Here is a 25,016-nt window from a genome sequence, read left to right as displayed (position 1 = left end):
CTCGAAGGAACCCTCATGCGAGACTCACGCATCGGCCGCCCGCTCCGGGCGGCGGCACTGGCCACGGCGGCCGTGCTCATGCTCGGCGCCTGCGGCAGCGGCGGCGGCGCCGGGAGCCAGGAGCTGTCGGACAAGCCCGTCACCCTGCGCTTCACCTGGTGGGGCGCCGACGAGCGGCACAAGCGCACCCAGCAGGTCATCGACCTGTTCCAGAAGAAGCACCCGAACATCACGGTCAAGGGCGAGTTCAAGGACTGGAACGGCTACTGGGAGAGCCTGGCCACCACCGTCGCCGCCAACGACGCGCCCGACGTCATCCAGATGGACGAGCTGTACCTGTCGTCGTACGCCGAGCGCGGCGCGCTGCTCGACCTGGGCACGGCCGCCAAGAACCTCAAGACCGCCGACTTCGACAAGTCCGCGCTGGACACCGGCGTCGTCAAGGGCAAGCAGTACGCGCTGCCCGTCGGCCTGTCCGCGTACGCGATGGTGGTCAACACCGGCCTGCTCGACACGTACAAGGTCAAGCTGCCCGACGACGCGAGCTGGTCGTGGGAGGACCTGAGGACGGTCGGCGCCGAGGTGTCGAAGGCCAGCGGCGGCAAGGTCAGCGGCGTCCAGTCCCTCGGCTTCGAGGCGGGCGGCCTGAGCGTCTGGGCCCGCCAGGCCGGCGCCGCCCTGTTCGACGCCGACGGCAAGGTGGCGGTCCCGCCGGAGGTGCTGACCTCCTACTGGACCTACATCCGTGACCTGGCCAAGCAGGGCGTCACCCCGCCGCCGTCGGTGACCATCGAGCGGGCCGGCTCCGCGCTGGACCAGTCCGGTACGGCGACCAACACCTCGGCCTTCGCCACCTGGTGGAACACCCAGCTCACCTCGCTGACCGCGGCCAGCGGGTCGAAGCTGAAGCTGCTGAGACTGCCCGGCGAGGCGCAGGCCAAGTCCCCGGCCGCCTACTACAAGTCGTCCATGTACTGGTCGATCTCCTCGCGCAGCAAGCACCCGGCCGAGGCGGCGCTGTTCGTGGACTTCCTCGCCAACGACGAGGAGGCGGCGAACATCCTGCTGACCGACCGCGGCGTGCCCGCCAACAAGCGGATCCGGACGGCCATCACCCCCAAGCTGGCCGAGACCGACAAGGCCGCGGCCGAGTACCTCGACACCCTCAAGGTCGGCACCGCGCCGCGCGTCACCCCGAACGGCGCCAGCAACCTGGAGGCGATCATCAAGCGGCACACCGAGGAAGTGCTGTTCGACCGGATGACGCCCGAGCAGGCGGCCAAGTCGTTCATCACCGAGCTGCAGTCCGAGATCGACGGCGCCTGACGCCCACCCCACACAGGAGCTTCACCTTGTCTCAACGGAACTACCGGTCCGCGATCGTCGGCACCGGTGGGATCGCCACCGCCCACGCCCGCGCCGTCACCGGCTCGGGCGGCCGGGCACACCTCGCCGCCGCGGTCGACGTGGACCTCGAACGGGCTGAGGCGTTCGCCGGGACGTGGGAGATCCCCCGCGTCCACGCGAGCCTGACCGACCTGCTGCGCGAGGAGCAGGTGGACCTCGTCCACCTGTGCACCCCGCCCGAGCTGCACGCGCCGCTGGCGCTGGAGTGCCTGGAGGCGGGCGTGACGGCGCTGGTGGAGAAGCCGCCGACGCTGTCGCTCGCCGAGATGGACACGCTCGTGGAGGCGGAGCGCCGCTCGTCCGCGCACGTCGCGACCGTCCTGCAGCACCGCTTCGGGGCGGGCGCCGTACGGCTGCGCCGCCTGGCCGGCGCCGGCGAGCTGGGCCGGCCGTTGCTGGCCACCTGCGCCACCCAGTGGTACCGCGACGAGGCGTACTTCGCGGTGCCCTGGCGCGGCACGTGGGAGAAGGAGGGCGGCGGGCCGACCATGGGGCACGGCATCCACCAGTTCGACCTGCTGCTCTCCGTGCTCGGGCCGTGGAGCGAGGTGACCGCGGTCGCCGCCCGCCGGGCCCGCGACGTCGACACCGAGGACGTGTCGATGGCGCTGGTCACCTTCGACAGCGGCGCGGTCGCCACCGTGGTCAACTCGGTGGTGTCGCCGCGGCAGACCTCCGAGCTGCGCTTCGACTACGAGCACGCCACCGTCGAGGTGGAGCACCTGTACGGCTACACCGACGACGACTGGACCGTCACCCCGGCCCCCGGCCACGAGGACGTCGTCGCGCTGTGGAACCGCGAGCACACCACCGTGCCGAGCGGCCACGAGGGCTGGTTCGCGGCGGTGCTCGACGCCCTCGACCGGGACGAGGCGCCGCCCGTCACGGTCGGCGACGCCCGGCGGACGATGGAGTTCGTCGCCGCCCTGTACGCCTCCGCCTTCACCGGCGAGCGCGTCCGCAGTGGACAGATCACGCCCGATCACCCGTTCGCGCCACGCATGGACGGGACGGGCACACCCTGGGAAAAGGTGAGGAACCCGTGACCCTTCAGGTCGACCACGCTCTCGGCCGGTCGGTCGCCGTCTCGGCGGGCGGCGTCCAGCTTCTCACCTACGTCTACCGGCCCGACACGCCCGTGCTGGAGTCGCCGAAGCCGTACCTGCACCCGATCCGCACGCTCGGCGGCGCGGAGGTGTCACTGTTCCGGCCGCACGACCACGTCTGGCACAAGGGCATCGCCTGGTCGCTGCCGCACGTGGGCGAGCACAACTTCTGGGGCGGCCCGACGTACGTCCACGGGAAGTTCTACGTGCAGCTCGACAACAACGGCAGCGCCACCCACCAGGAGATGACCACCCTGACGGCGCAGGGCGACCGGGCCGGGATCGGGCACACCCTCACCTGGACCTCGCAGGCCGGCGACCCGGTCATCGACGAGCGGCGCGGGCTGGAGGTCTCCGTCCTCGACGACGCCACGTGGGCCCTGGTGTTCGACACGGCCATGACGAACGTGTCGGGCGCGCCGCTGGCCTTCGGCTCCCCGACCACGAAGGGCCGCGAGAACGCCGGCTACGGCGGCCTGTTCTGGCGCGGCCCGAGATCGTTCACCGGAGGCGTCATCCAGTCGCCCGCCGGGGCCGGCGGCGACGAGCTGCGCGGCACCCGCGCCGAGTGGTTCGGCTTCCGCGGCAGGCACGACGGGACCGGCGGCCACTCCACGATCGTCATGGTGGACGACACCGCGAACCCGCGGCACCCGCCGCAGTGGTTCGCGCGCACCGAGGAGTTCGCCTGCCTGTGCCCGGCGCCGTTCTTCAGCGAGGAGCTGGAGCTGCCGGACGGCGAGACGCTGCGCTTCCGGTACGCGGTCGTGGTGGCCGACGGCGACCGGGGCGAGGAGGGCACCGCGCTGCTGGCCGGGCGGGGCCGGGCGGCGCTCGCAGGGGAGGCGCCGGCATGACGTTCCCCGGCGGCACGTCGGTCAGCCGGTTGTCGGTCTACTCCGGCGTCTGCGCGGCCGACGGCCTGGCGGGCGGCACGCCGCACCTGCACACCGCCTCCACCGAGGCGTACGTGGTGATCGGCGGCAGCGGCGCGCTGCAGACGCTGGACGCGCGCGGGCTGCGCGAGACCGAGCTGCGGCCCGGCTCCACGGTCTGGTTCACCCCCGGCACCATCCACCGCGCCGTCAACCACGGCGGCCTGCGGGTGGTGGTGGTCATGCAGAACGCCGGACTGCCCGAGGCCGGCGACGCCGTCATGACCTTCCCCCCGGACGTCGTGGCCGACCCCGGCCGCTACCGCGAGGCGGCCGCCCTGCCCGCCGCGGCGTCCACCGAGGAGATCGAGCGGGCCGTGGCCCGCCGCCGCGACCTGGCCGTGGACGGCTTCCTGCGCCTGGCCGCCGCCGCCCGCGACGGTGACCCCGAGCCGCTGCGCCGCCTCTACGCCGCCGCCGTCGCCCTGGTCCGGCCGAACGTGGCCCGCTGGCGCGAGCTGTGGGAGCGTGACGTCGCCGCTCAGACCCGCCACACCGCCGCCGTCCTCGAAGCCCTCCAGGCCGGCGACGGCGCCCACCTGCTGGACGCGGCCCTCATGGAGAGCCCGCCCCAGGACCGGTGGGGCATGTGCGGCAACCTCGTCACCCACGACGTCACCCACCCCACCGCTCTCTCCGGTTGATCCGTCCACCGGCGCGCTCCTCCGCGAGGGGCGCGCCGGCCCACCCCCCTGCTGAGGAGCACGGCGATGTCACCCGATGCCGCCCCCGCCCGATCGAGAGCCCTCCGGATCCTGACGGCCGCCGCCCTGGCCGCGGCCCTGACCCTGCACGCCACCCCCGCCACCGCCGCGGCCACGGTGGAGAGCGCCGGGCAGACCTACTACGTCGACTCCGCCGGCGGCGACGACGCCGCGTCCGGCCTGGACGAGGCGCGCCCCTGGAAGAGCCTGGACAAGGTCAACGCCACCACGTTCCACCCCGGGGACCGCCTCCTGCTGCGCGCCGGCGGACGCTGGACCGGGCAGCTCTGGCCCAAGGGCTCCGGTGAGAGCGGCGCGCCCATCACCGTCGACCGGTACGGCGACGGCGCCAAGCCGCGCGTCGACGGCGCCGGCCAGGTGGACGACGCGGTCCGGCTGTTCAACCAGGAGCACTGGACGATCCGGAACCTGGAGGTCACCAACGAGGTCCCCGCCACCGGAACCCCGGGCGAGAACCTGCGGGACCTGCGCGGCGTCCACGTCTCCGGCGACGACAGCCGGACCCTCGACGGGTTCGTCATCGACGCCGTGGACGTCCACGACGTCACCGGCCAGGTGAACTGGATCAGCGGCAGCATCGAGAACAACGCGCCCGGTGTGCGGTTCAAGACCGGCTGGGACGGCTCGAAGAGGACCGGCGGCATCGTGTTCGACACGACGGTGCCCGACATCAAGGCCCCGCCGGAGCGGGCCACCGTGCTCAACGACGTGGTCGTCCAGAACTCCACCGTCCGCGACACGTCGTTCGCCGGCATCGTCGTCAAGCAGTACACCGGCGACGGCAAGGACGACGCGGGCGAGACCATCGCCACCGCCACCGGCTGGGGCACCCGCACCAGCGCGGACGACCCCAAGTTCACCCCGCACACGAAGATCGTCATCCGGAACAACCACGTCACGCAGGGCGGCACCGCGTACGGCTGCAACGGCATGTACATCACCAACGTCCGCGGCGCGCTCATCGAGCACAACGTCGTGTACCGCGCCGGCACCTCCGGCATCGAGACGTACTACGCCGACGACGTGACGCTCCAGTTCAACGAGGTGTACGAGACCCAGCAGAAGGCCGGCGGCGCCGACTCCAACGGCATCGACCCGGACAAGGGCACCACCCGGCAGGTCGTCCAGTACAACTACCTGCACGGCAACGGCGACGGCATCCTGCTCTGCCAGTTCGCCTTCGGCGACGCGGTCGTGCGCTACAACGTGATCGCGGGCAACACCAGGTACCAGGTCTACCTGCACTCCGACCGTGCCGCCACCGCCAAGGTGCACAACAACACGATCTACAACGACCGCAGCGCGTACCTCGTCTACGGGTACGGCACCTCCCTGGAGGCGACGTACGACATCCGCGACAACATCCTCTACTCCACGAGGGCCGGCGCGGCGCTGACGACCAGCCCGACCATCACCTACAGCCACAACCTGTACGGCGGCGCCGACCTCGCGGTGCCCGCGACCGACGAGCACGCGATCGTCGGCGACCCGCGCTTCGCCGCCGCCCCGGTCACCGGCCCGTACGGCACGCCCGAGAGCGGCCCGCGCCTCGACACCGCCCACGGCCTGCGCGTCGTCTCCGGCTCGCCGGCCGTCGACACCGGCGTCGCGGCCGAGGACAACGGCGGCCGCGACTACGCCGGCGCCGCCCTCTACAACGGCGCCCCCGACCGCGGCGCGTTCGAGTACGCCACCGCGGACGGCGCCACGACCGAGTCCGTCACCGGCGTCGTCCGCACCCCGGCCGGCGCGCCCGTGTCCGGAGCGGCCGTGACCGTCCAGGGCGCGCCCGCCGGCGCGACCACCGGCGCCGACGGGCGGTACGCGGTCGGCAGGGTGCCCTTCGCCGACGGCGTCACGGTCACCGCCACCCGCAACGGCTACCGGCAGGCCACCCGCGCCGTGAACGTCCGGCCCGGCAACGTCACCGTCGCCGACCTCACCATGGCCCCGACCAGCGTGGTCGGCACCGTCACCGGCCGGGTGCTCGACCAGGCCGCCCAGCCGCTGGCCGGCGCCACCGTCACCGTCAAGGACGGCGACCAGGGCCTCGGCACCGCCACGAGCGGCGACGACGGCGCCTTCACGGTCGAGGACGTGCCGGCGGGCGACGGGTTCACCGTCCGCGCCGAGCTCGGCGGCCACACCGCCGCCACCCGGACGGGCGTGAAGGTCGACGCGGCGACGGCCACCGACGCCGGCGCGCTGCTCCTCACCCGCCCGATCCCCGGCTACCTGGCCGTGCACGACTTCGACGCCCTCCCCGCCGGGCCGCTGACCAGCGGCGACGGGCTCGTGGTGAGCAGCGCGGGCGGGCGCGTGGACGTCATCGAGACGCCCGGCGCCACCGGCAGGGGCGTCAAGCTCACCCGGACGACCAGCAGCGGCAGCACCAGCCTGTCCCGCTCCTTCTCGCCGCCGCTCAAGGGCGTCGTCACCGTGGAGGCGCGGGTCATGAGCGAGGCGGCGTACTCCTCCGGCAACCACTGGTTCTCCGTGCCGTACGTGCGCGGCTCGACCGGCCAGAACGCCGTCAGCCTCGCCTTCACCAAGAACACCGTCGTCGCCTACCAGGGCACCACCACCCGCACCGTCGGCACGTACGAGCCCGGCCGCTGGTACCACGTCGCGGCCGTGATCGACACGGTCAACCAGCGCTTCGACCTGCTGATCGACGGCAGGCGGGTGCTGGAGGGAGCCACGTTCAGGACCGCCCTCGACGGCGTCGCCCAGATCGACTACTACGCCAACAGCACCAACTACGGCACCCTGAACCTCGACGACCTCCGCGTCGCCCAGGGCGTCGGCCTGGCCCGCGACGACGCCGGCCTGCTCAGCGTCGAGACCGGACAGGGCACCCCCGGGCCCGGCGACGACGGCAACTACCTGCTGGACGTGCCGGCGCGCGTCGCCCAGGTGGACGTGACCGCCGTGGCGCGCAGCCCGTTCGCCCGCTCGGTCGCCATCGACGGCGAGCCGACCGCCGGGGCGCAGGCCACGCGCCGGATCACGCTCGGCGGCACCGGCGCCGACGTGCGCGTCACCGTCACCGCCGAGGACGGCACCGACGCGACGCGCATCCTGAGGATCAGGCGCGGGCCGCTCGCCCAGGACACCACCCTGACCGCCCTGGTCCCCGACGCCGGGACGCTCGACCCGGCCTTCGACCCCGACGTCCACGCGTACACGCTGACCGTGCCCTCCTCCCGCGCCTCGGTCGCGTTCACGCCCACCGCGCTCAACCCCAAGGCCGGCATCACGGTCGCTGACCGGCAGGTCACCAGCGGCGCCACGTCACCCGCCGTCCCCGTCGCCGTGGGCGACACCGACGTCGCCGTCAAGGTGGTGTCGGAGGACGGCACGGCCGGCGCCACGTACACGGTCGAGGTCACTCGTCCGGCGCCCGAGCTCCCGCAGGACGGCGCCACCGAGCCGCCCGCCCGCGCCGAGCTGTCGACCACCCTCGGCCAGGCGAACGGCCTGCGCGACGGCACCTACGACGTCACCGTGAACCTGTGGTGGGGCGTCAACGGCAGCGTCTTCGTCCTGTACGAGAACGGCAAGGAGATCGCCCGCCGCGACCTCACGCCGAAGACGCCCTCGGCCCAGCGGGCCACGGTGTCCGTCACCGGCCGCCCCAACGGCGGCTACGTCTACACCGGCGAGCTGCTGAACCAGGCCGGCCGCACCGCCACCACCTCCGTCAAGGCCGTGGTGACCGACGCCGCCCCCGGCGAGCCCGTGCTCAGCTCGGACAACTGGGACGGCGACGGCTCCTACACCGTCCGGACGAACCTGTGGTGGGGCACCAACGCCACCGCGTACCGACTCTACGAGGACGGCGTCCTCGTCGACACGCAGCGCCTCGACGCGGCCACCCCCGCCGCCCAGAGCGCCGCGACCGTCCTCACCGGCCGGGCGGCCGGCACGCACACGTACGTGGCGGAGCTGGAGAACGCCGCCGGGGTCACCAGGAGCGGCCCGCTGACCGTCAAGGTGACCCGGTGATCCTGATGGCACAATGACCGCCATGACCGACGACGGGCAGGGGCGGGGCACGCCCGCCGCGGCGCCGACCCTGCACGACGTCGCCCGGGAGGCGGGCGTCTCGATCGCCACGGCGTCGCGCGCGCTCAACGGCAGCGCGCGCAACGTCCGCGCCGAGAACGTCTCCCGCGTGCGGGCCGCCGCGGCCAAGCTCAACTACGAGCCGCACCTGTCGGCGCAGGCCATCGCCCGGGGCTCGACCAGGACGGCCGCCCTGGTCGTCAGCGACATCGCCGACCCGTACTTCTCCTCGATCGCCGCCGGCGTCACGCTGGCGGCCGACGCCGCCGGGCTCATCGTCACGGTGGCCGTCGCCGACCGCTCGCCGGCGCGCGAGCTGGAGATCGTCAGGACGCTGCGCGGCCAGCGGCCCCGCGCCGTCATCGTCGCCGGCACCCGCATCGCCGGCGCCGCCACGCGCGAGGCGCTGATCGAGGAGCTGGAGGCGTACCGCACGGCCGGGGGACGGGTGGTGCTGGTCAGCCAGCACGACCTGCCCTTCCCGACCGTCACCGTCGACAACGCGGGCGGCGCCCACCGGCTCGCCCGCGCCCTCACCGGGGCGGGCTACCGGCGCTTCGCCGTGCTGCGCGCCCCCGACCGGGTCCGTACCTCCCACGACCGCTGCGCCGGGTTCGCGGCCGGCCTCGCCGAGGCGGGGGTCGCCCTGGACCAGGCTGACGTGTTCGAGACCGAGTTCACCCGCGCGGGCGGCTACGACGCGGCCCGCCGCCTCGCCCGGCGCGGCCTGCGCGGCGTCGAGCTGGTCTTCGCCGTCAACGACGTGATGGCCATCGGCGCCATGACGGCCCTGCGCGACGAGGGGCTCGTGCCCGGCCGGGACATCGCGATCGCCGGCTTCGACGACATCGCGCCGGCCCTCGACGTGGCGCCCGCCCTCACCTCGGTGTCGGTGCCGCTGGAGGAGGCCGGCCTGACCGCGATGCGCCTCGCCCTGTCCGGCGACCCGGGACCGGCCGTCACCACCGTCCCCGCCACGGTCGTCCTGCGCGACAGCACCCCGCCCCGGTAGGCGATCAAGATTGTCGTAAGCCACCGCTAGTGTCCCGGATCCAGTGACGCCGTCCTGGAAGGGGCCCGCATGGCCGCCTGGCACGACCTGCACAAGCTCATCATCGGCGGCGACGTCGCCGGCACGGTCGCCTACGTCGCCGGGCTCGGCGCCGCCGACCGCAGGACCGTCGCGGCCGAGCTGGCCGAGCACGTCCGCCGGCGCCCCAGATGGGAAGGGAGGTGGCGGCACGAGGTACGGCCCCTGATGCTGGCGGGCGCCGGCTGCCTCGGCGGCTCCGCGGCCGTGGCCTCGTGGCTGTTCCGGCGCGACTTCCGGCGGCGCAGGCAGGACCCCCGTGACGTGGAACGCCTCCTCGGCCTGCTGCGCGACCGGCCCGAGCCGTGGCGCGCCGACCTGGCCCGCCGCCTCGCCGCGCGGCTGCGCCTCCCCGACCTGCAGCACTGGGAACTGACCGCCGCCCTCGTCCGCGAGACCGGCGTCGAGCCGCCGGACGGCGCGGCGTTCACGATCGGCTGGCTGCGTGCCCTCACCCCCGCTTCGGCGGCCGCCGACCCGCTGCTCCCCGCGATGGCCCCGCGCATCTTCGAGGCCGACGGCCTGAGCGAGGTGCTGCCCGGCGCCGTCCCCACCCTCGCGGCGCTGACCGACTCCGGGCTGCTGGAGCGCCGGGCCGTGCTCGACGGCGTCGTCGGACGCCTCCTGCGCGACGGCCAGAACGGGCTGCCCCTGCTCGCGACCCTGCACGACCGGCTCGCTCCCAGCCTCGGCGAGACCGCCGAGCGGGCCAAGGACTACGCCCGCCTGCTGCCCGCCGCTCCCGTCGCGGTGGCCGAGACGGCCGTGGCACGGCTGCGGGCGCTGGACGAGGCCGGGCGGCTGAACGGGGAGCTGTTCGCCGAGGCGGTGGAGTCCCTGGCCTTCCGGCCGGAGCCCAGGCTGCTGCGGTCGCTCCTGTCCTGGCTCGGCGCCACGGCCGCGGGTGCCGCCACGTCCGGTCCCGGCGGCGGACGGGCGGACGTCGCGCTCCGCGTCCTCTCGCAGGTCGCCGGGCACGACTCTCTGGTCCTGCAGGAGCGGGCCGTACGGCTGGCCGTGAAGCTCGCCCCAGCGGCGGGGGAGGAGGGCCGTGAGGCGGTCAGGGAAGCGGCGGCCGCGCTGCCGGCCGACCTGCGCGATCGGATCCGCGCGGCGTACGGCGAGGTCGGCGGTGAGGCCCCGCCAGAGGTGCCGGTCCTCGTCGCCGTCCCCGCTCCGCAGCCGCTGCCGCCCATCGCCTCGCCCCGTGAGCTCGTCCGTGAGCTCACCGGCTTCCGCTGGCCGTACGACCCCCTCACCTTCGAACGCCTCCTCGCGGGGCTCGCCGAGTGGTCGCACCGGGAGCCCGACGCGCTACGCGAGGCGCTGCGCCCCTGGTGGCAGCCGCACCGCGCGTACGCTTTCGACTATTTCGTCCGGGACGTCGACGACGCCCTGGACGAGGTCCTCGGCCGGGCGTTCTTCGCGTTCGCCATGCCGAAGGTCAGCCGCGAGCTGCCGCACGACCCCGAACGGGCCCGAGATCGGTGGGCCGTCGCCGCGGGCGCGATCGACCACCTCTCCCGGCGACGCGCCTTCGAGCTCGTCGCCCCGTTCGAGAGGGGCGTGGTCCATCCCGTCCTGCTGGCCACGCCCACCTCCGGCACCGGCCACGTCGACCCCGGCGTGCTGCTCGACCGCCTCGAACGCCTGGAGGCAGCCGGGGCGCGGGCCCTGCCCGCCGACCTGACGCAGGCCCTGCTCAGACTGCCCCGGGAGATCGACGAGGCGACCGTCCGCCGGGTCAGGACGTTCACCTCGGACGCCGGCCGGGCCTGCGCCTCCTGGATGGCCGGCGACCGCCTGGCCGATCCCGAGGTGTCCTGCCGGCCGCGCGTCTCCGGCATGCCCGGCTCCGTCCGCGCGAGCGTGGACGTCGTCGTGACCGGTCGTGACGCCGCTCTGCCCGAGCCGGTCGCTGGGCTGTTCGAGCCGGCGCCGGGGCACAGGCACACGCTGGGATGGTGGCCGCTCGGCCTTCCCTCGCACCGGGAGCTCGCCGCCGCCCACCTCGTGCCGCACCTGGCCGCCTCCATGGAGGCGCGCGACGGCGGCGCGGCCGTCCTGACGGACCTCGCGCGCTGCGACGGGCCCGCCGGTACGGCGACGGCGTACGCGCTGGCCTGCGGCATGAGCCACGCCGGCCCGGCCGCGCGGGCGAGCGCCACGGACGCCCTGCTCATCCTGGCCGCCCGCGGCGAGGTGCCCGTCGAGGCCATGGCCGACGCGCTCACCGAACGGATCACGAACGGCTACGCCAAGCTCAACCGCGTGGCGGCGGTCCTCGGCGACGCCACGCGGGCGGGCGCCCACGAGGCGGTGTGGGAGCTGTCGGCGCGGCTCGTGCCGGGACTCCTCCTGGGCGTCCAGCCAGGACTCGTCCCGGAGCTCCTTCCGGAACTCGTTCCCGGGCTCCTCCCGGCAGACGGCGACAGGCCCCGCGCCGGACTCGCCGACCTGCTGGCCGTCGCCGCCGCGGCCGCCCGCCTCACGGCCGCCCGCGCCGACCTGCCGGGGCTCGCGGAGCTGGCATCCCGAAAGGGGTCCAGCCGGCTGCTCCAGGAGGCGCGCAGGCTCCAGCGGCTCATCGCGCCCCAGCCGGACGAATCCCCGGCGACGAGCTGACCTCGCGGAGCGTACGGTGAAGGCATGGGGAAGATCCTTGTCGGTACGGCCTCCTGGACGGACAAGTCACTTCTCGCCTCCGGCTGGTATCCCCCGGATGCCGCCACGCCGGAGGCCAGGCTGGGGTACTACGCGAGCCGGTTCCCCCTGGTGGAGGTGGACGCCACCTACTACCACCCGCCCGCCGAGCGCACCGCCGAGCTGTGGCGGGACCGCACCCCGCCGGGCTTCACGTTCAACGTCAAGGCGTTCTCGCTGCTGACCCATCACCCGACCCGCCCGGCGGCGCTGTACAAGGACTTACGGGCCGCGCTCGGCGAGCCCCGGCGCACGCTCTACCTGCGTGACGTGCCGCCGGAGGTGGCCGAGCAGGTGTGGGCGCGGTTCCTGAGCGCGCTGCGGCCGTTACGCGAGGCGGGCAAGCTGGGGGCGCTGCTGTTCCAGTTCCCGCAGTGGTTCACCCCCGGCGCCGCGAGCCGCCGCCACATCCTGGAGTGCCGCGACCGCTGCCGGCCGGCGCGCATTTGCGTCGAGTTCCGCAACGCCGCCTGGCTGGACGAGCGGCACCGCCGTAAGACGCTCGCCTTCCTGGAGGCCCACGACCTGCCGTACGTGGGGGTGGACATGCCGCAGGGGCACCCGTCGTCGGTCCCGCCCGTGCTGGCCGCCACCTCCGACCTGGCCGTGGTACGCCTGCACGGCCACTCGGACAAGTGGACGAGCCGGGTCATCGAGGAGCGGTTCGGCTACCTGTACGCGGAGGAGGAGCTGCGGGACTGGGCCGGCCGGATCGCGAAGCTGTCGGGTGAGGCCGCTACCACGCACGTGCTCACGAACAACTGCTGCGCCGACAACTCCCAGCGCAACGCCGCGCGCCTGGCCGACCTGCTGGCGGAACACGGCGCCGACGTCGTCCACCCCGCCGGCCCGGCCGCATCGTGAACGAGCCCTACCGGGCGGGGAGGTCGACGGCCGGTTCCGGGCGGTGGACGCCCCGGGGGCGGTAGCCGAGGGACTCGGCCAGGCCGAGCAGGTCGGCGACGTACCAGAGCGTGGCCAGCCACATCTCCGTGCCCTGGAGTCCCGGGCGGTGGTCGCGGTGGTTCGGGCCGCTCAGCGGCGGGTGCGCGAAGGGGAAGCCCTCGCCGTCCACCCACTGCGCGGCGATGAGCGCGACCTGGGCGGACGCCCACGCGGTGATCTCGTCGGCGCGGTGCGCGCTCTGCCGCCGGGCCAGCCAGAGGGGGTGCGCCACGTCGAGCCCGTTGCAGGCGGTGGTGCGTCCCGGGCCGAAGTGCCTGCTGTCGGCGGCGTGCGTGAGCACGGTGTCGACGGCGCGCTCCGGGTACGGCAGCGGCAGCCCGAACTGGGCGAACGATCCCCGCGTCGCCCGGTAGAAGCCGTTGACCGGCTGGAGCAGCCCGTCGCTGGGGCGTTCGCGGCTCCACATGCCGTTGTCGGGGCGGCAGCGGGTGAGCAGGCCGCCGAAGAAGGCGTCGAGCTGGGCGGGGGAGACCTCGCCGTGGCGGAGGTTCCACATCAGGGCCGTGCCCAGCGTGTCGACGCCCGCCCCGGCCTGCCAGCCGGCATCGCGCCACGGCTGCCCGTCGAGCACGGCCGAGATGTCCGCCGGGGTCATGCGCTCCACCGCGCGGATCGGGTGCTCGAACCGGGATCCGAGCAGGTCCAGGGCGTAGCCGAGGCTGAGGACGTGGTAGTGCGCGGTGCCGTCCTCGTAGCCGGCGGGCGGCGGGGCGTGCCGGCCGTCGGGGCCGAGCAGCGGGGTCAGGCCCGAGACGGGGTCCTGGTTCTGCCGCAGCCTGCGGATGTGCTCCTCGCGCGGAAGCCGGCGCGGTGGCTCGCCGGTCAGCAGGAAGGACAGCTCGACGGCGTCGGCGTGCGCGCGCAGGGTCGGGGCGTCGCCGGGGGCGTTGACGTAGCGGCCGGACGGGGTGCCGTCGGGCGCGTCGGCGCTGTCCTCCCAGCTCCGTTCGACGATCCGCGCGCACTGCTCCCGCGCGCGGTCCGCCAGCTCGGCCAGGGCGTGCGCGGCGTCGGCGTGGCGGGACGCCTTGCGGTGGCGCCGGTCCCGGATGAACCGGGCCGGGTTGCCCGCCACGACGGCCCACTCGGGCACGTCCTTGGTGACGACCGAGCCGGCGCCGACGACGGCGTGGGAGCCGATGGTCACCCCGTCCACGATCACCGCGTTCGAGCCGATCCACACGTCGTCGCCGACGGTGATGCCGCGCTCGCTGTGCGGCTGCCGGTGGACGGGGCGGTCGGGCTCCATGGAGTGGTTGAAGCCCAGGATGGACGTGTGCGCGCCGATCCGGACGCCGTCGCCGAGGGTGACCTTGCCGCGTACGACGGTGAACGGGTTGACGGTGCAGTCGTCACCGGTGCGCAGGCTGCCGGTGACGTAGGCGTGGGCGGCGATGTAGCAGTCGTCGCCCATGCGCAGGTCGGCCGGGTGCACCATGGCCAGCTCGGAGACGAACGTCCGCTCCCCGATGGAGCCGCCGGTCAGCTCGACGAGCCCGCGCTGCCGTTCGAGCTGCGCCTTCCGCTGCTCCTCGTCCGCCTCCTGCCAGAACAGCCAGGCGTTGTAGTCCAGCAGTTTGGCGTCGTGCTCCATGCGGCTCCTCGCGGTCGCTGCCAGGATCGGGCAGATCGGACATGAGCGTCCAAGAGTGTACGACGTCTACGCCGGACCGCCGGGAAGAGGTGACGCGTCCGCGAGCTCGTCCGCGGTGGCGCGGGCGGCGATGCGGGCGGCCAGCACGTGCTTGCACGGGCCGCGCGACCCACGGTGGTCCCACCACCACGGGCACGTGCAGGAGCCGTCGGCCAGCCCGACCTCGCGCACGCCGCCATCGGTGCGCACCCGCGCCGTGTCGCCGTCGAGCCGCACGGCCCCGGCCTCGACCAGCGCCTTCGCCGAGGCCAGGCGCGGGTTGAGGTGCTGGACGTGCTCGCGGTCGTACGGCAGCTCGCGGTGGAAGTGCGCGGCCTCGGACAGGTCGTAGCCGACGCGGCCGGCCGTGCCGAGCTGGGTCAGGGCGGCCCGGACCCGGTCGGTGGGCAGGCCCGCACGGTCGGCGAGCAGGCCGATCTCCACCTCCGGCTCGAAGTTGAGCAGCATGCCCACCACGTCGGCGTCGGCCTCGGCCTCGTCGGTGGCGAGGTCGGCCAGCACCGCGCCCTCACCGGAGAAGCCGCGCCAGCGCTCCGGCGACAGGACCAGCGTGTACCGCATGCCGGGCAGCTCCAGCTCCCAGGCGCTGGATGCCGGGCCGCCGGTCCCGGCCGGGCCGTACACCTTGAGACTCTTGGCGAAGCGGAGCAGGGGGAGCAGCGTGGCCAGGCGGCCCACGCCGGACAGGCACACCGCGCCCGCGGCGGGCCGGTCGGTGACGCGCAGGTCGCGGCCCGCGGGGGCGACCCAGAGGTCGGCCGTCGCCCGCTTGGGCAGGGACCGCAGGAAGCGCACGGCGCTCATGCCGGGCAGCTCGGCCCGCAGGTCCATGCCCGCCGCGATGACCTGGACCTCGGCGAAGCCCCGCAGCCACCGCTCCGGCAGGGGCACCTTCTTCTCCACGACCGCGCCGTCGAGTGTCGTCACGGTCAGCTCGTCGGCGCCGACGCCCAGGTGGAGCGGGTCGCGTCCGCCCACCCTGGCCAGCGCCTCGCGCAGGGGGCCGTTGACGTCGACGTTGGTGGTGCCCCGGTCGAACACCTCGCCGTCCAGGGCGCCGCCGAGCAGGTCGAGCCGGGAGTAGACGCCGCCGCAGGCGGAGAACGACTCGAAGCGCAGCCGGTCGCCGCCGCAGGTGACGACCGGGTCGCGGGTCCAGCCGGGACGCGGCTGGTGGTAGCGGGTGAGGGCCACGTCGGCCACGCCCAGCAGCGCCGCGGCTGCGGGCGCGGCCTGGGTCACCACGCCGCTGAAGAACCGGGGCGCCAGGGAGGGGCCGCTGAGGGCCCGGCCACCGGAGGTGGACAGTCCCAGACGCCCGTCCACCATCGCGGAGGGCGCGGCGTAGCTGTAGGTCTGCGTCGCTTGGGTCATGGGCGGGACAGTAGAGATCATCACTGACAAAAGAGCGCGGGCGCGGCCTGTCCGGCATGTGGGTGGCGGCTGTTCCTCGCGCTGCTCGCCCCCACCCACATCTGACCTGCCCGCCCGCCCCGGTGTGGGGCGGGCCCCCTCGCGAATCGGAACTCGCATGCTCCTCCCTCACAACATGAACTGTATGTAGATAAGATGTCACTCTAGGTAACATTGGCGAGTGGGTCAGCCGCCCCCGATTCGTCACTATGAGTTATGGATCATTTTCAAGGAGTGAAGTGAGCGACGCGTTCCCATCCGGCAAGTTCTTCCGCATCGTCAACGAGGGCACCGGGCTGTGCCTGGCCGCCGCACACGGGGGCACCACCCACGGCGCCCAGAAGGCACAGGACCGCTGGACCGGCGAGGAGGGCTACATCCCCTACTCCCACACCAACGACCAGGTCCTCACCCTCCGCACGCCTACGGGCCACCGGGGCGAGGTGTGGTTCTTCAGCGAGATCAAGAACACCTACGGCGACGAGGACTGGCACCTGGTCAACGTCAACAAGGACATCCGCAGCACCTTCACCCTCCACGTCGGCCCCCTGGACGGCTTCTCCCAGCCGGTCGGGCTGGGCCTGATCGGCTGGGGTGTGCAGGGCCAGACCCAGTGGAACTCCGGCGGGGGGATGATCTGGCCGCGCCCGCATGAGGACAAGGTCGCCACCGTCCTGTCCGACGGCCACGGCAACCACCGGGCCGTGCTGGCGGCCCAGGGTGGCGACAACCAGCAGTGGCGCTTCGACCAGGTCGAACTGTCCGGCGAAGCCGTGCCCACCCGCAGAAAGGGCATCTACGAAATGAGCCCGCCGGGCACGGATTTGTCCAAGTGGAGGAACGTCCTCTAAGCGGCTGACAAATCCTGACCTCCGATGCGTGGTTGCGGGGCCCGCCCCCGCCGCTTACCTACGGGGGTGTCCTCGTCGAGCAGGAAGTTGCCCGCAGCGAGCGGCGTATCGCCACGTGACAGACCCGGTTCCGCGGGAAGGGCGCCTTCGCGCGGAACCGGAGCGGTCAGCTTCGGGTCACGCACCGCCCGGAAACTGGGAGCCTGGATGGGCGAGGTGGCTCAGTACCAGATGTAGGCGCCGTAGGTCTGGAACGGGTGCCAGGTGCCGTCGAGCTCGCACTTCACCCGGCTGGGATGCCAGGCGGGATAGTTGAGGAGGAGGAAGGCGTTGCAGGTCACGATCGAGTTGGCGGTGTCGACGCGGTGCCACGATTCGGCCTGAGCCGGAAGGGCGCCGGCCAGGAGCGCGCCGCTGATGGCGGCGGCGCCTAGACCTGCGATGAGGGCTTTCTTGATGGCTTTCATGCCGGTATTCCTTTCTGGTGCTTGAGCGGGAGACATCCCGCCCGGTGCTGACTGGTTGCCAGGCGTCTTTGCGCCGGGTGGCGATGCTGGTGGAGTGCGCGGGGCCTCGATGGGTTCCTGCCGACGCGTCCGGCGGCCGAAGGATGGCGGCTCCGGGTGCTTACAGGGTGTCCTTGACCTGGATCTGGCCGTTGTCGAGGACGAAGCGCTGGTTGGTGTGGTCCATGCAGTTCCACAGGCGGACCTTGTCACCGTTGTTGCGGGTGTTGCCGGCGTCCAGGCACACGGGGGCGCCGGCGGCGAAGGTGTCGGCGAGGATGATCTGTCCTCGCTTGACGACCCACTTCTGGTTGGCGTGGCCCATGCACTGCCACAGGCGGATGTGGGCGTTGTTGGCGCGGGTGTTGCCGGCGTCCAGGCATACCTCCCGGGCGGTGCCGACGGTGTCCTCGACCTTGATGGCGTCGTTGTGGAGGACGAAGCGCAGGTTGGTGTGGTTCATGCAGCGCCACAGCTGGATCTCGGTGCCGTCGGCGCGGTTGTTCGTGGCGTCGACGCACACCGGGGACGCGGCCTGGGGGGAAGGATCGGCGTGGTGCGGGGTGGAGGCCGCGGCGGGCAGGGCGGTGAGCGCGCTCGCGGCGGTGATGGCGGCGGTGCCGGCCAGCAGACGGCGGGTGAGCAGCATGGGGCCTCCTGGAAGAGATCACTTAGACCCGAACATCCTGTCGTAACCGACAGTAGTTGATCAATAACTGTTCGTACGTGTCGGCCGTTCCCTGCGAAGGGGCGTGTCCCCTTCCGACGCACTCCGGCCGCACCCTTACCAGGCAACAGGGGGTGCCCTGCGCCAGGCCGCGGCCCGGCTGGGCGAGAGCGGCCATCCCGGCCTCTCGTACGGGGCCGGCGGCGACGCAGCACAAGAAGTTCTTCCGCCACGCCCGCAGATGGCCGGGCTCGCCCGCTTCCTCCCGCGTCACCCGGTCCGCGATGCTGGACCTACCGTCGCCGAAAGGAGTCGTCTGATGCAGGAGTCCGGGCGCGAGCTGCCCGCGCGGGCCTCGGCCGTAATCATCGGGGGTGGCGCCATGGGCGTCAGCTCGGCCCACGCGCTGGCCGCGGCCGGGGTCCCCGACGTGGTCCTGCTCGACAAGGGGCCGCTGGGCTCCGGCTCGACCTCGAAGGCCGCCGGGGGAGTGCGCGCGCAGTTCTCCGACCGGGTCAACATCGAGCTCGCCGTCCGCAGCCTGGAGACGTTCGACGCCTTCGCCGAGCGCTTCGGGCAGGAGATCGACCTGCACAAGCCCGGCTACCTGTTCCTGCTGGACTCGCCGGCGGCCGTCGCCGAGTTCGAGAAGAACGTCGCCGTCCAGAACGACCTCGGCGTGCCCAGCCGGATGATCTCGCTGCGCGAGGCCGCCGAGCTGTCGCCGCTCATCGACACCGAAGGGCTGCTCGCCGCCGCCTACTCGCCGACCGACGGCCACTGCACGCCCGAGTCGGTGGTCCTCGGGTACGCGGGCGCGGCCCGGCGGCTCGGCGCGCGGCTGCTGCCGAACTGCGCCGCGACCGGCATCGAGACCGTGGACGGCCGCATCGTCGCCGTCCTCACCGAGGGCGGGCGCATCGAGACCGACACCGTGGTCTGCGCGGCCGGCGCCTGGTCGGCCCCGGTCGGCGGCTGGGTGGGCGTCGACCTGCCGGTCACCCCGCTGCGCAGGCAGGTTCTGGTCACCGAGCCGATGCCGGACCTGCCGCCGACGGCGTTCACCATCGACTTCGCCACCACGTTCTACTTCCACCGGGAGGGGCCCGGCCTGCTGCTCGGCATGTCCGACCCCGACGAGACCCCCGGCTTCAAGCTCGACCGGTCCGACGCGTGGCTGCCGAGGCTGGGCGAGGCCATGGCCCGCCGTGTCCCGGCGCTCATGGAGACCGGCATCGCCACCGGCTGGGCCGGCCTGTACGAGGTGACGCCCGACCACAACGCCCTCATCGGGGTGGCCCCGGACGTGGACCGCTTCATCTACGCCACCGGCTTCTCCGGCCACGGGTTCCTGATGAGCCCGGCCGTCGGGGAGGTGGTCCGCGACCTGTACCTGGGCCGGGAGCCGTTCGTGGACGTCAGCGGCCTGGACGCCCGCCGCTTCGCCCGCGCGGGGGCGCGCCCCGAGCTGAACATCGTCTAGCGGGGCGCGGCGCCGGCGCTGTTGCTCCTCGCCGGCCGCCATGCCCGTCGCGGTCGCCGCCGTCACCGCCACGCTGATCGGCGGGGGAGCGGTGGTCGTCCACGGCATGCGGCCGGAGCCCGCGCTCCGGCGCGCAGCCGGGTCGCCTCCGCCTGACACCCTCGACCTCGGGGCGGCCGTCAGGGCCGGAGCGCGAGCTCCACCACCTCGGCGACCGCGCCGTCCGCGCAGGCCCCGGCGACGACGTCGGCGGCCGCGCGGACCTCGGGGTGGCCGTCGCCGACCGCGACTCCCACCCCGGCCGCCATGATCATGTCGAGGTCGTTGGGGTTGTCGCCGACGGCCGCGACCTGTTCCAGGGGCACGCCCCGGGACGCGGCCAGCTCGCGCAGCGCGCTGCCCTTGGTCGCCCCCGCGGGCAGCACCTCCAGGTAGGTCGCCTCCGACCGGACCGTGACCGTCCCGGGGATGTCCAGGTGCGGCAGCCGGTCGCCGATCAGCATGCACTTGGTGATGCCGCCGGGCGGCAGCGCCGTCCAGTCGCCCGGGTCGCGCAGCTCGATCCCGTCGCGCCGCGCGAAGTCCCGCAGCTCGGGCACGTCGTGCACCGCCAGCGCCTCCTCACCGCAGAAGGCGACCGGGTGGACGCCCTGCCGGGCGAGCTCGTCGAACCCGCCGAGCAGCGTCTTCCACGCCGGTGCCGGCAGGTGGCGCGAGCGCAGGACCGCTCCGGTGGCCAGGTTGACGGTCCGGGCGCCGTTGTAGAGGATCGCCGGCCCGTCCAGGCCCAGCTCGTCGTAGTAGCGGCGGGCCGACGCCTCCATCCGCCCGGTCGCGATGACGACCTCTCCGCCCGCCTCGCGGAAGCGGCGCAGCGCGTCGCGGCTGGCGGGCACCATGGCCAGGTCGCGTCCCACGAGCGTGCCGTCCAGGTCGGTGACGATCCAGCGGATCACGCGGTCGTCCCCGGCCCGGCGACCTCGGCCATGACGGAGCCGGCCAGGTCGTAACCGCCCACGCAGGCGAGGTAGCCGCCGGGGGCGAGGACGTCGCCGGACAGCGGGATGTAGACGCCCCCGGCCTGCCGGACCAGCAGCGACCCGGCCGCCACGTCCCAGGCGTTGACGTGGGTGCCGTAGGCGACGTCCGACCATCCCGCGGCCACGTGCGCGAGCTTCAGCGCGGCGCTGCCCGGCCGCCGGGTGGAGGCGAAGGCGTTGACCATGCGGGCGAAGCGGTGCAGCGCCTCCTCGCCCTCCGCCTCCAGGTCGCGGGGGCTGGGATAGCTGGACAGCAGCACCGCGTCCCGGTCCGTGCGGGCGCCGGAGCTGCGGATCGGCTCCCCGTTGTACGCGGCGCCGCCGAGCCAGGCGGTGAACTCGTCGTCGCGGACGGGGTCGTAGACCACGCCGGCCACCACCTCGCCGTCCACGGCCGCCCCGATCGAGGTGCAGAAGAACGGCAGACCGGCGGCGAAGTTCGCGGTGCCGTCGATGGGGTCGACGTACCAGTGGACGGCGCCCTCGCCGTGGGTGCCGCCCTCCTCGCCCACCACGACGCTGCCGGGGGAGCGCCGCGCCAGGACCTGCCTGATGTGGTCCTCGGCCGCCTTGTCGTGCTCGGTGACCGGGTCGTGGAAGTCGCGCTTGGTGCGCACTTCGGGCCTGGAGCGGAAGGCGTTCCTGAGCCGGTCGCCGACCGCCCTCGCCGCCTCGGCCGCGATGGCCGCCAGCTCGCGTGAGGTGTTCACGTCCATGTCGCCTCCAGAAGGTTCAGCAGGCCGCGCGGGTCCTCGACGGTGGCCTGCGGGCTCTGCCGCACGGGGTACGGCATCTTGTCGGTGCTGGGGGAGACCATGAGGACGGTGGCCCCCACCCCGGCTCGCGCGCCGCACACCACGTCCCGGTCGTGGGTGTCGCCGACGTACCAGACGTCGGCCGGATCGACTCCGAGGGCGCGGCAGGCGAGCAGGATCATCTCGGGGTTCGGCTTGCGGACGCCGACCTCGTCGCTGTAGACCTGCGCCGCCACCTGGCGGTCGATGCCGGTGCGGGCCAGGAAGTCGCGGTGCACGGCGCCGCACAGCGCGTTGCTGACGACCGCGGGCGTGACGGCGTGCTCGCGGCAGGCGGCCAGCAGTTCCTCCGTCCCCGGGCGGATCTTCCGGTCGCTGCGCAGCTCGCCCATGCGCTTGCACAGGGCCGTCGCCTCGACGGTCACTAGCGTTCGCGCCTGGTCCGGCCAGTCGGCCGCGACGAACTCCGCCCAGAAGCGGCGGTGGGTGAGCTCCTCGGGCGCGATCCGCCGCGAGGCGGCGTTCTTCCAGGACGAGTCGGCCCGCGCCCCGGCCCGGATGTCGCCCTCGACCTCCTCGGCCGTGAGTGCGTCGAAGCCGGCCCCGGCCAGCAGGCCGTGCACCTCGGCGGCCAGCTCGGCCGCCCATGACGGGCGCTTGCCCGTCTGCACGATCACGCCGCCGAAGTCCAGCAGCAGCGCTCTGGGACGGATCACGCGCCCACCCCCTCGGCGTCCCAGGAGGAGATCCGGGTCCCGTCCGCGCCGAACAGGTGCAGCCGCTCGGTCCAGACGGTCAGCACGTCGCCGGGCTCGGCCAGGACCGGCGTGTAGGACACGGCGTACAGCTCGGCGTCGAGGACGCGCAGTCGTACGGTCCAGGAGGAGCCCGCCGGCAGGACGGCCTCGACGACCGCCTCCTCGCGCCAGGCGGAGCCGGGCGGCGGGTCCAGCCGCAGCGCCTCGGGGCGGACGCCGACGGCGGCGGGCGGCTCCGGGCGCGGCATGCGCTGCTCGACGTGGCGCAACAGGGACCCGGCCAGGCCGGCGGGTGAGGGGCCGACGTCCACGATGGCCATGGGCGGGCTGCCGACGAACTCGGCGACGAACCGGTTGGCGGGCCTGGCGTACATCTCCATGGGCGCGGCGAGCTGCTGCAGCTCGCCCTCGTTCATGACCGCGATGTCGGTGGCCATGGTCAGGGCCTCCAGCTGGTCGTGGGTGACGAAGACGATCGTGGCTCCCGACTCCTCGTGGATGCGCTTGAGCTCGGCGCGCATCTCCAGGCGCAGCCGGGCGTCGAGGTTGGACAGCGGCTCGTCCAGCAGCAGCACGGACGGGTTGACGGCGAGCATCCTGGCCAGGGCGACGCGCTGCTGCTGCCCGCCGGAGAGCTGCGACGGATAGCGGTCCATGGCGGCGTCGACGTGGACCATCTTGAGCGCCGTCTCGGCGCGGGCCCGCCGCTCCGGGCCGGGGACCTTGCGCATGCGCAGGCCGAATTCGACGTTCTCGCGCACGGACATGTGCGGCCAGAGCGCGTAGTTCTGGAAGACCAGCCCCATGCCGCGCTTCTCCGGCGGCACGTACAGGCCCTGCTCCACGGAGTCGAGGACCCGGTCGCCGACGGTGATGGTGCCCGCGGTCGGCTGTTCGAGACCGGCGATCATCCGCAGGGTGGTGGTCTTGCCGCAGCCGGAGGGGCCGAGCAGGCACATGAACGCGCCGTCGGGGACGACGAGGTCGAGGTTGTTCACCGCGCGGTCGCCGCCGCCGTAGCTCTTGGCGACTCCGCTCAGGGTGATGGTCGGCATCTATCCTCCTAGGCCGGACGCCAGGCCGCTCTTGGTCAGGCGCTGGGTCAGGGACGTCATGGTGAAGGAGAGCAGGGCGATCACGAGGACGACCGCGTTGGCGAGCTGGGTGTATCCGTAGTCGACGAGGCCGATGGACAGGGTCGTGAGGAGCTCGGTGCCGGTGGTGGTCAGCATGATGACGATGCTGAGCTCCTTGAGCCCGGACACGAACGGCAGCGTGATCCCGGTGACGAGGGCGCCCTTCTGGATGGGGAAGACGATCCGCCGCATCCGCTGCCACCAGGAGGCGCCGGCGATCTGCGCGGCCTCCTCCGGCTCCCGGCCGAGCTGCGTCATCGCCGCGATGCCCGAGCGGGAGCTGTAGGGCAGGTGGGTCACGGCCATCACGAGGATGAGCAGGAACGTGGTGCCGTACAGCGCGGGGACGGGGCCCCTGGCGACGGCGAACAGCGACAGTGAGGCCGCCGCGAACGCGATGCCGGGGACGAGGTAGGGCAGGAAGGACACCTGCCGGAGGAAGCCGCCTATGCGCGGCGCCGTCCCCCGGACCACGACGTACCCGATGAGCAGGCCGACGACGGCGCAGATCAGCGCGGCCACGCCGACGACGCGCAGCGAGTTCCACGCCGCCTCCCACAGCTCCGGGCCGCGCAGGACGCCGTGGGGGAACCCGACGGCGCCGGGCAGCCGCTCGGCGAGCCAGTAGTCGAGGGTGAGGGTGGACAGGTCGAGAGGCGTGCGGGTGAGCGTGGACAGCAGCAGCGTGAGCACCGGGACGAGCACGCTCACCGCGAAGACCAGCAGGCCGAGCGCGAAGGCGGGCCAGCGGCGGCGCAGGTCACCCAGCCGGTCCATCGCCCCCTTGCCGCCCACGGTGACGAACCGGCGGTGCTCGCGCACCAGCCGCATGTCGGTGAAGACGATCAGCACGCCGATGACCACGATGACGGTGGCGAGGACGGAGGCCACCCCGGTGCCGCGGTCGCGGATCGACTGGAAGAGGCCGGTGGACAGCACCCGGTAGTCCGCGGGCAGGCCCAGCACGTACGGCGTGCCGAACGTGCCCAGCACCCGGCCGACCACGAGCAGGACGGCCGAGGACAGCGCCGGCAGCATCAACGGCGCCACGATCCGCCGCACGACGGTCCGCCGTGGGGCGCCGAGGACCCTGGCGGAGTCCTCCAGCTGGGCGTCGATGCGGCGCAGCGCGTTCCCGACGAGCAGCAGGACGAACGGGTAGTAGTGCAGCCCCAGCGTGACGATGATCGGCAGGGCGCCGTAGGCCAGCCAGTCCGGCGTGCGGACGCCCTGCGCCTGCAGGAAACCGGGCTGCCCGCCGGAGCGCTCGTTCTTGAACAGCGTGAGCCACGCCAGCGAGAACGTCCACGAGGGCAGCATGTACGGGACCACGAGCGCGCCCGCCAGCCAGCCGCGCCCCGGGACGTTGGTCCGGGTCAGCAGCCAGGCCGTCCCGCCTCCGAGCAGCAGCGCGAACAGCGTGGTGCCGACCGCCACCACGATCGTGTTGACCAGCGGCTCCCAGAACAGCAGGCCGCTGATCGGCGAGCGGAAGACCCGCCACAGGTAGTAGCCGGTCCATTCGCCCGGCTGCTGCCCGGCGTGGACCTCGTCGCCGTACTGCAGGCGGAAGGCGTCCGACAGCACGGCGACCAGCGGAGCGACGACGAGGTAGGCGAGCAGGACGACGAGGACCAGGCCGAGCAGGGCCGTCGGGTCGTGGCGCAGCACGCGCAGCCGGTACAGCAGCCGGCGCCGCCGGGGCGGCCGGCGCGGCGGCTGCGTCCTGGTCGTTACGGCCATGGGTTCTCCT

General features: G+C 73.5%; 19 protein-coding genes. 10 read left to right on the top strand and 9 right to left on the bottom strand.

What is annotated here, in order from left to right; genetic code table 11:
* Positions 1 to 15 precede the first annotated feature (15 nt).
* The 8 genes from ACIBG4_RS29375 to ACIBG4_RS29340 all read left to right on the top strand — a co-directional run bounded on the left by ACIBG4_RS29375 (position 16) and on the right by ACIBG4_RS29340 (position 12,898).
* Complete coding sequence (locus ACIBG4_RS29375; protein WP_397204571.1) at positions 16 to 1,326, top strand: ABC transporter substrate-binding protein; 1,311 nt, start codon at positions 16 to 18, stop codon at positions 1,324 to 1,326.
* 26 nt (positions 1,327 to 1,352) lie between these two features.
* The gene (locus ACIBG4_RS29370; protein WP_355453560.1) at positions 1,353 to 2,453 is read left to right on the top strand and encodes a Gfo/Idh/MocA family oxidoreductase; all 1,101 of its coding nucleotides are present in this window, start codon (positions 1,353 to 1,355) and stop codon (positions 2,451 to 2,453) included.
* Positions 2,450 to 3,370, top strand: a complete 921-nt coding sequence (locus ACIBG4_RS29365) for a PmoA family protein (RefSeq protein ID WP_397204570.1) — start codon at positions 2,450 to 2,452, stop codon at positions 3,368 to 3,370. The genes ACIBG4_RS29370 and ACIBG4_RS29365 overlap by 4 nt, the downstream gene beginning before the upstream one ends.
* Positions 3,367 to 4,092 carry a cupin domain-containing protein gene (locus tag ACIBG4_RS29360; protein WP_397204569.1) on the top strand — a complete coding sequence of 242 codons (726 nt, stop codon included), beginning with the start codon at positions 3,367 to 3,369 and terminating at the stop codon, positions 4,090 to 4,092. The genes ACIBG4_RS29365 and ACIBG4_RS29360 overlap by 4 nt, the downstream gene beginning before the upstream one ends.
* A 66-nt stretch (positions 4,093 to 4,158) precedes the next feature.
* On the top strand, positions 4,159 to 8,181 hold the full coding sequence (locus ACIBG4_RS29355; RefSeq protein WP_397204568.1) for a cadherin-like beta sandwich domain-containing protein: 4,023 nt from the start codon (positions 4,159 to 4,161) through the stop codon (positions 8,179 to 8,181).
* Between the two features lie 22 nt (positions 8,182 to 8,203).
* Positions 8,204 to 9,253 carry a LacI family DNA-binding transcriptional regulator gene (locus ACIBG4_RS29350; RefSeq protein WP_397204567.1) on the top strand — a complete coding sequence of 350 codons (1,050 nt, stop codon included), beginning with the start codon at positions 8,204 to 8,206 and terminating at the stop codon, positions 9,251 to 9,253.
* Between the two features lie 69 nt (positions 9,254 to 9,322).
* On the top strand, positions 9,323 to 11,956 hold the full coding sequence (locus tag ACIBG4_RS29345) for a DUF6493 family protein (RefSeq protein ID WP_397204566.1): 2,634 nt from the start codon (positions 9,323 to 9,325) through the stop codon (positions 11,954 to 11,956).
* Positions 11,957 to 11,980: 24 nt separating this feature from the next.
* On the top strand, positions 11,981 to 12,898 hold the full coding sequence (locus tag ACIBG4_RS29340) for a DUF72 domain-containing protein (protein WP_397204565.1): 918 nt from the start codon (positions 11,981 to 11,983) through the stop codon (positions 12,896 to 12,898).
* 7 nt (positions 12,899 to 12,905) lie between these two features.
* On the opposite strand, the gene ACIBG4_RS29335 is transcribed toward ACIBG4_RS29340, so the two are convergent.
* Together ACIBG4_RS29335 and ACIBG4_RS29330 are read right to left on the bottom strand one after the other, a co-directional pair.
* Positions 12,906 to 14,594, bottom strand: coding sequence for an acyltransferase (locus ACIBG4_RS29335; protein WP_397204564.1), 1,689 nt, complete (start codon positions 14,592 to 14,594; stop codon positions 12,906 to 12,908).
* 66 nt (positions 14,595 to 14,660) lie between these two features.
* On the bottom strand, positions 14,661 to 16,028 hold the full coding sequence (locus ACIBG4_RS29330) for an SWIM zinc finger family protein (protein WP_355435552.1): 1,368 nt from the start codon (positions 16,026 to 16,028) through the stop codon (positions 14,661 to 14,663).
* A gap of 278 nt (positions 16,029 to 16,306) precedes the next feature.
* On the opposite strand from ACIBG4_RS29330, the gene ACIBG4_RS29325 reads away from it, so the two are divergent.
* A complete protein-coding gene (locus tag ACIBG4_RS29325) occupies positions 16,307 to 16,918 on the top strand; it encodes an RICIN domain-containing protein (RefSeq protein WP_397204563.1) in 612 nt (203 codons plus the stop codon).
* Between the two features lie 221 nt (positions 16,919 to 17,139).
* Here the strand turns inward: ACIBG4_RS29325 and ACIBG4_RS29320 are convergent, their stop codons facing one another.
* Together ACIBG4_RS29320 and ACIBG4_RS29315 are read right to left on the bottom strand one after the other, a co-directional pair.
* Entirely contained in the window at positions 17,140 to 17,385 is a 246-nt protein-coding gene (locus tag ACIBG4_RS29320) for a hypothetical protein (RefSeq protein ID WP_397204562.1), read from the bottom strand.
* Between the two features lie 160 nt (positions 17,386 to 17,545).
* Positions 17,546 to 18,073 (bottom strand): RICIN domain-containing protein, encoded by a 528-nt coding sequence (locus tag ACIBG4_RS29315; protein WP_397204561.1) that lies wholly within the window; start codon positions 18,071 to 18,073, stop codon positions 17,546 to 17,548.
* A gap of 337 nt (positions 18,074 to 18,410) precedes the next feature.
* Between ACIBG4_RS29315 and ACIBG4_RS29310 the strand changes: the two genes are divergently transcribed.
* Positions 18,411 to 19,574 (top strand): NAD(P)/FAD-dependent oxidoreductase, encoded by a 1,164-nt coding sequence (locus ACIBG4_RS29310; protein WP_397204560.1) that lies wholly within the window; start codon positions 18,411 to 18,413, stop codon positions 19,572 to 19,574.
* Between the two features lie 179 nt (positions 19,575 to 19,753).
* Here the strand turns inward: ACIBG4_RS29310 and ACIBG4_RS29305 are convergent, their stop codons facing one another.
* From ACIBG4_RS29305 to ACIBG4_RS29285, 5 genes are read right to left on the bottom strand one after another with little or no spacing between them, the layout of a single operon-like run.
* Entirely contained in the window at positions 19,754 to 20,530 is a 777-nt protein-coding gene (locus ACIBG4_RS29305) for an HAD family hydrolase (RefSeq protein ID WP_397204559.1), read from the bottom strand.
* The gene (locus ACIBG4_RS29300) at positions 20,527 to 21,330 is read right to left on the bottom strand and encodes an inositol monophosphatase family protein (RefSeq protein WP_397204558.1); all 804 of its coding nucleotides are present in this window, start codon (positions 21,328 to 21,330) and stop codon (positions 20,527 to 20,529) included. Before ACIBG4_RS29300 ends, ACIBG4_RS29305 begins: the two co-directional genes overlap by 4 nt.
* Positions 21,321 to 22,085: an HAD family hydrolase gene (locus ACIBG4_RS29295; RefSeq protein WP_397204557.1), complete on the bottom strand. Its 765-nt coding sequence runs from the start codon at positions 22,083 to 22,085 to the stop codon at positions 21,321 to 21,323. The genes ACIBG4_RS29300 and ACIBG4_RS29295 overlap by 10 nt, the downstream gene beginning before the upstream one ends.
* Positions 22,082 to 23,182, bottom strand: coding sequence for an ABC transporter ATP-binding protein (locus tag ACIBG4_RS29290; RefSeq protein WP_397204556.1), 1,101 nt, complete (start codon positions 23,180 to 23,182; stop codon positions 22,082 to 22,084). The genes ACIBG4_RS29295 and ACIBG4_RS29290 overlap by 4 nt, the downstream gene beginning before the upstream one ends.
* Positions 23,183 to 25,006: an ABC transporter permease gene (locus ACIBG4_RS29285; protein ID WP_397204555.1), complete on the bottom strand. Its 1,824-nt coding sequence runs from the start codon at positions 25,004 to 25,006 to the stop codon at positions 23,183 to 23,185.
* Positions 25,007 to 25,016 lie beyond the last annotated feature (10 nt).

The organism is Nonomuraea sp. NPDC050383 (assembly GCF_044459125.1).
In the GTDB taxonomy this organism is placed as follows: Bacteria; Actinomycetota; Actinomycetes; order Streptosporangiales; family Streptosporangiaceae; genus Nonomuraea.
The sequence above is the reverse complement of the archived record's forward strand: the minus strand, read 5'-3'. Positions and strand labels throughout refer to the sequence as shown.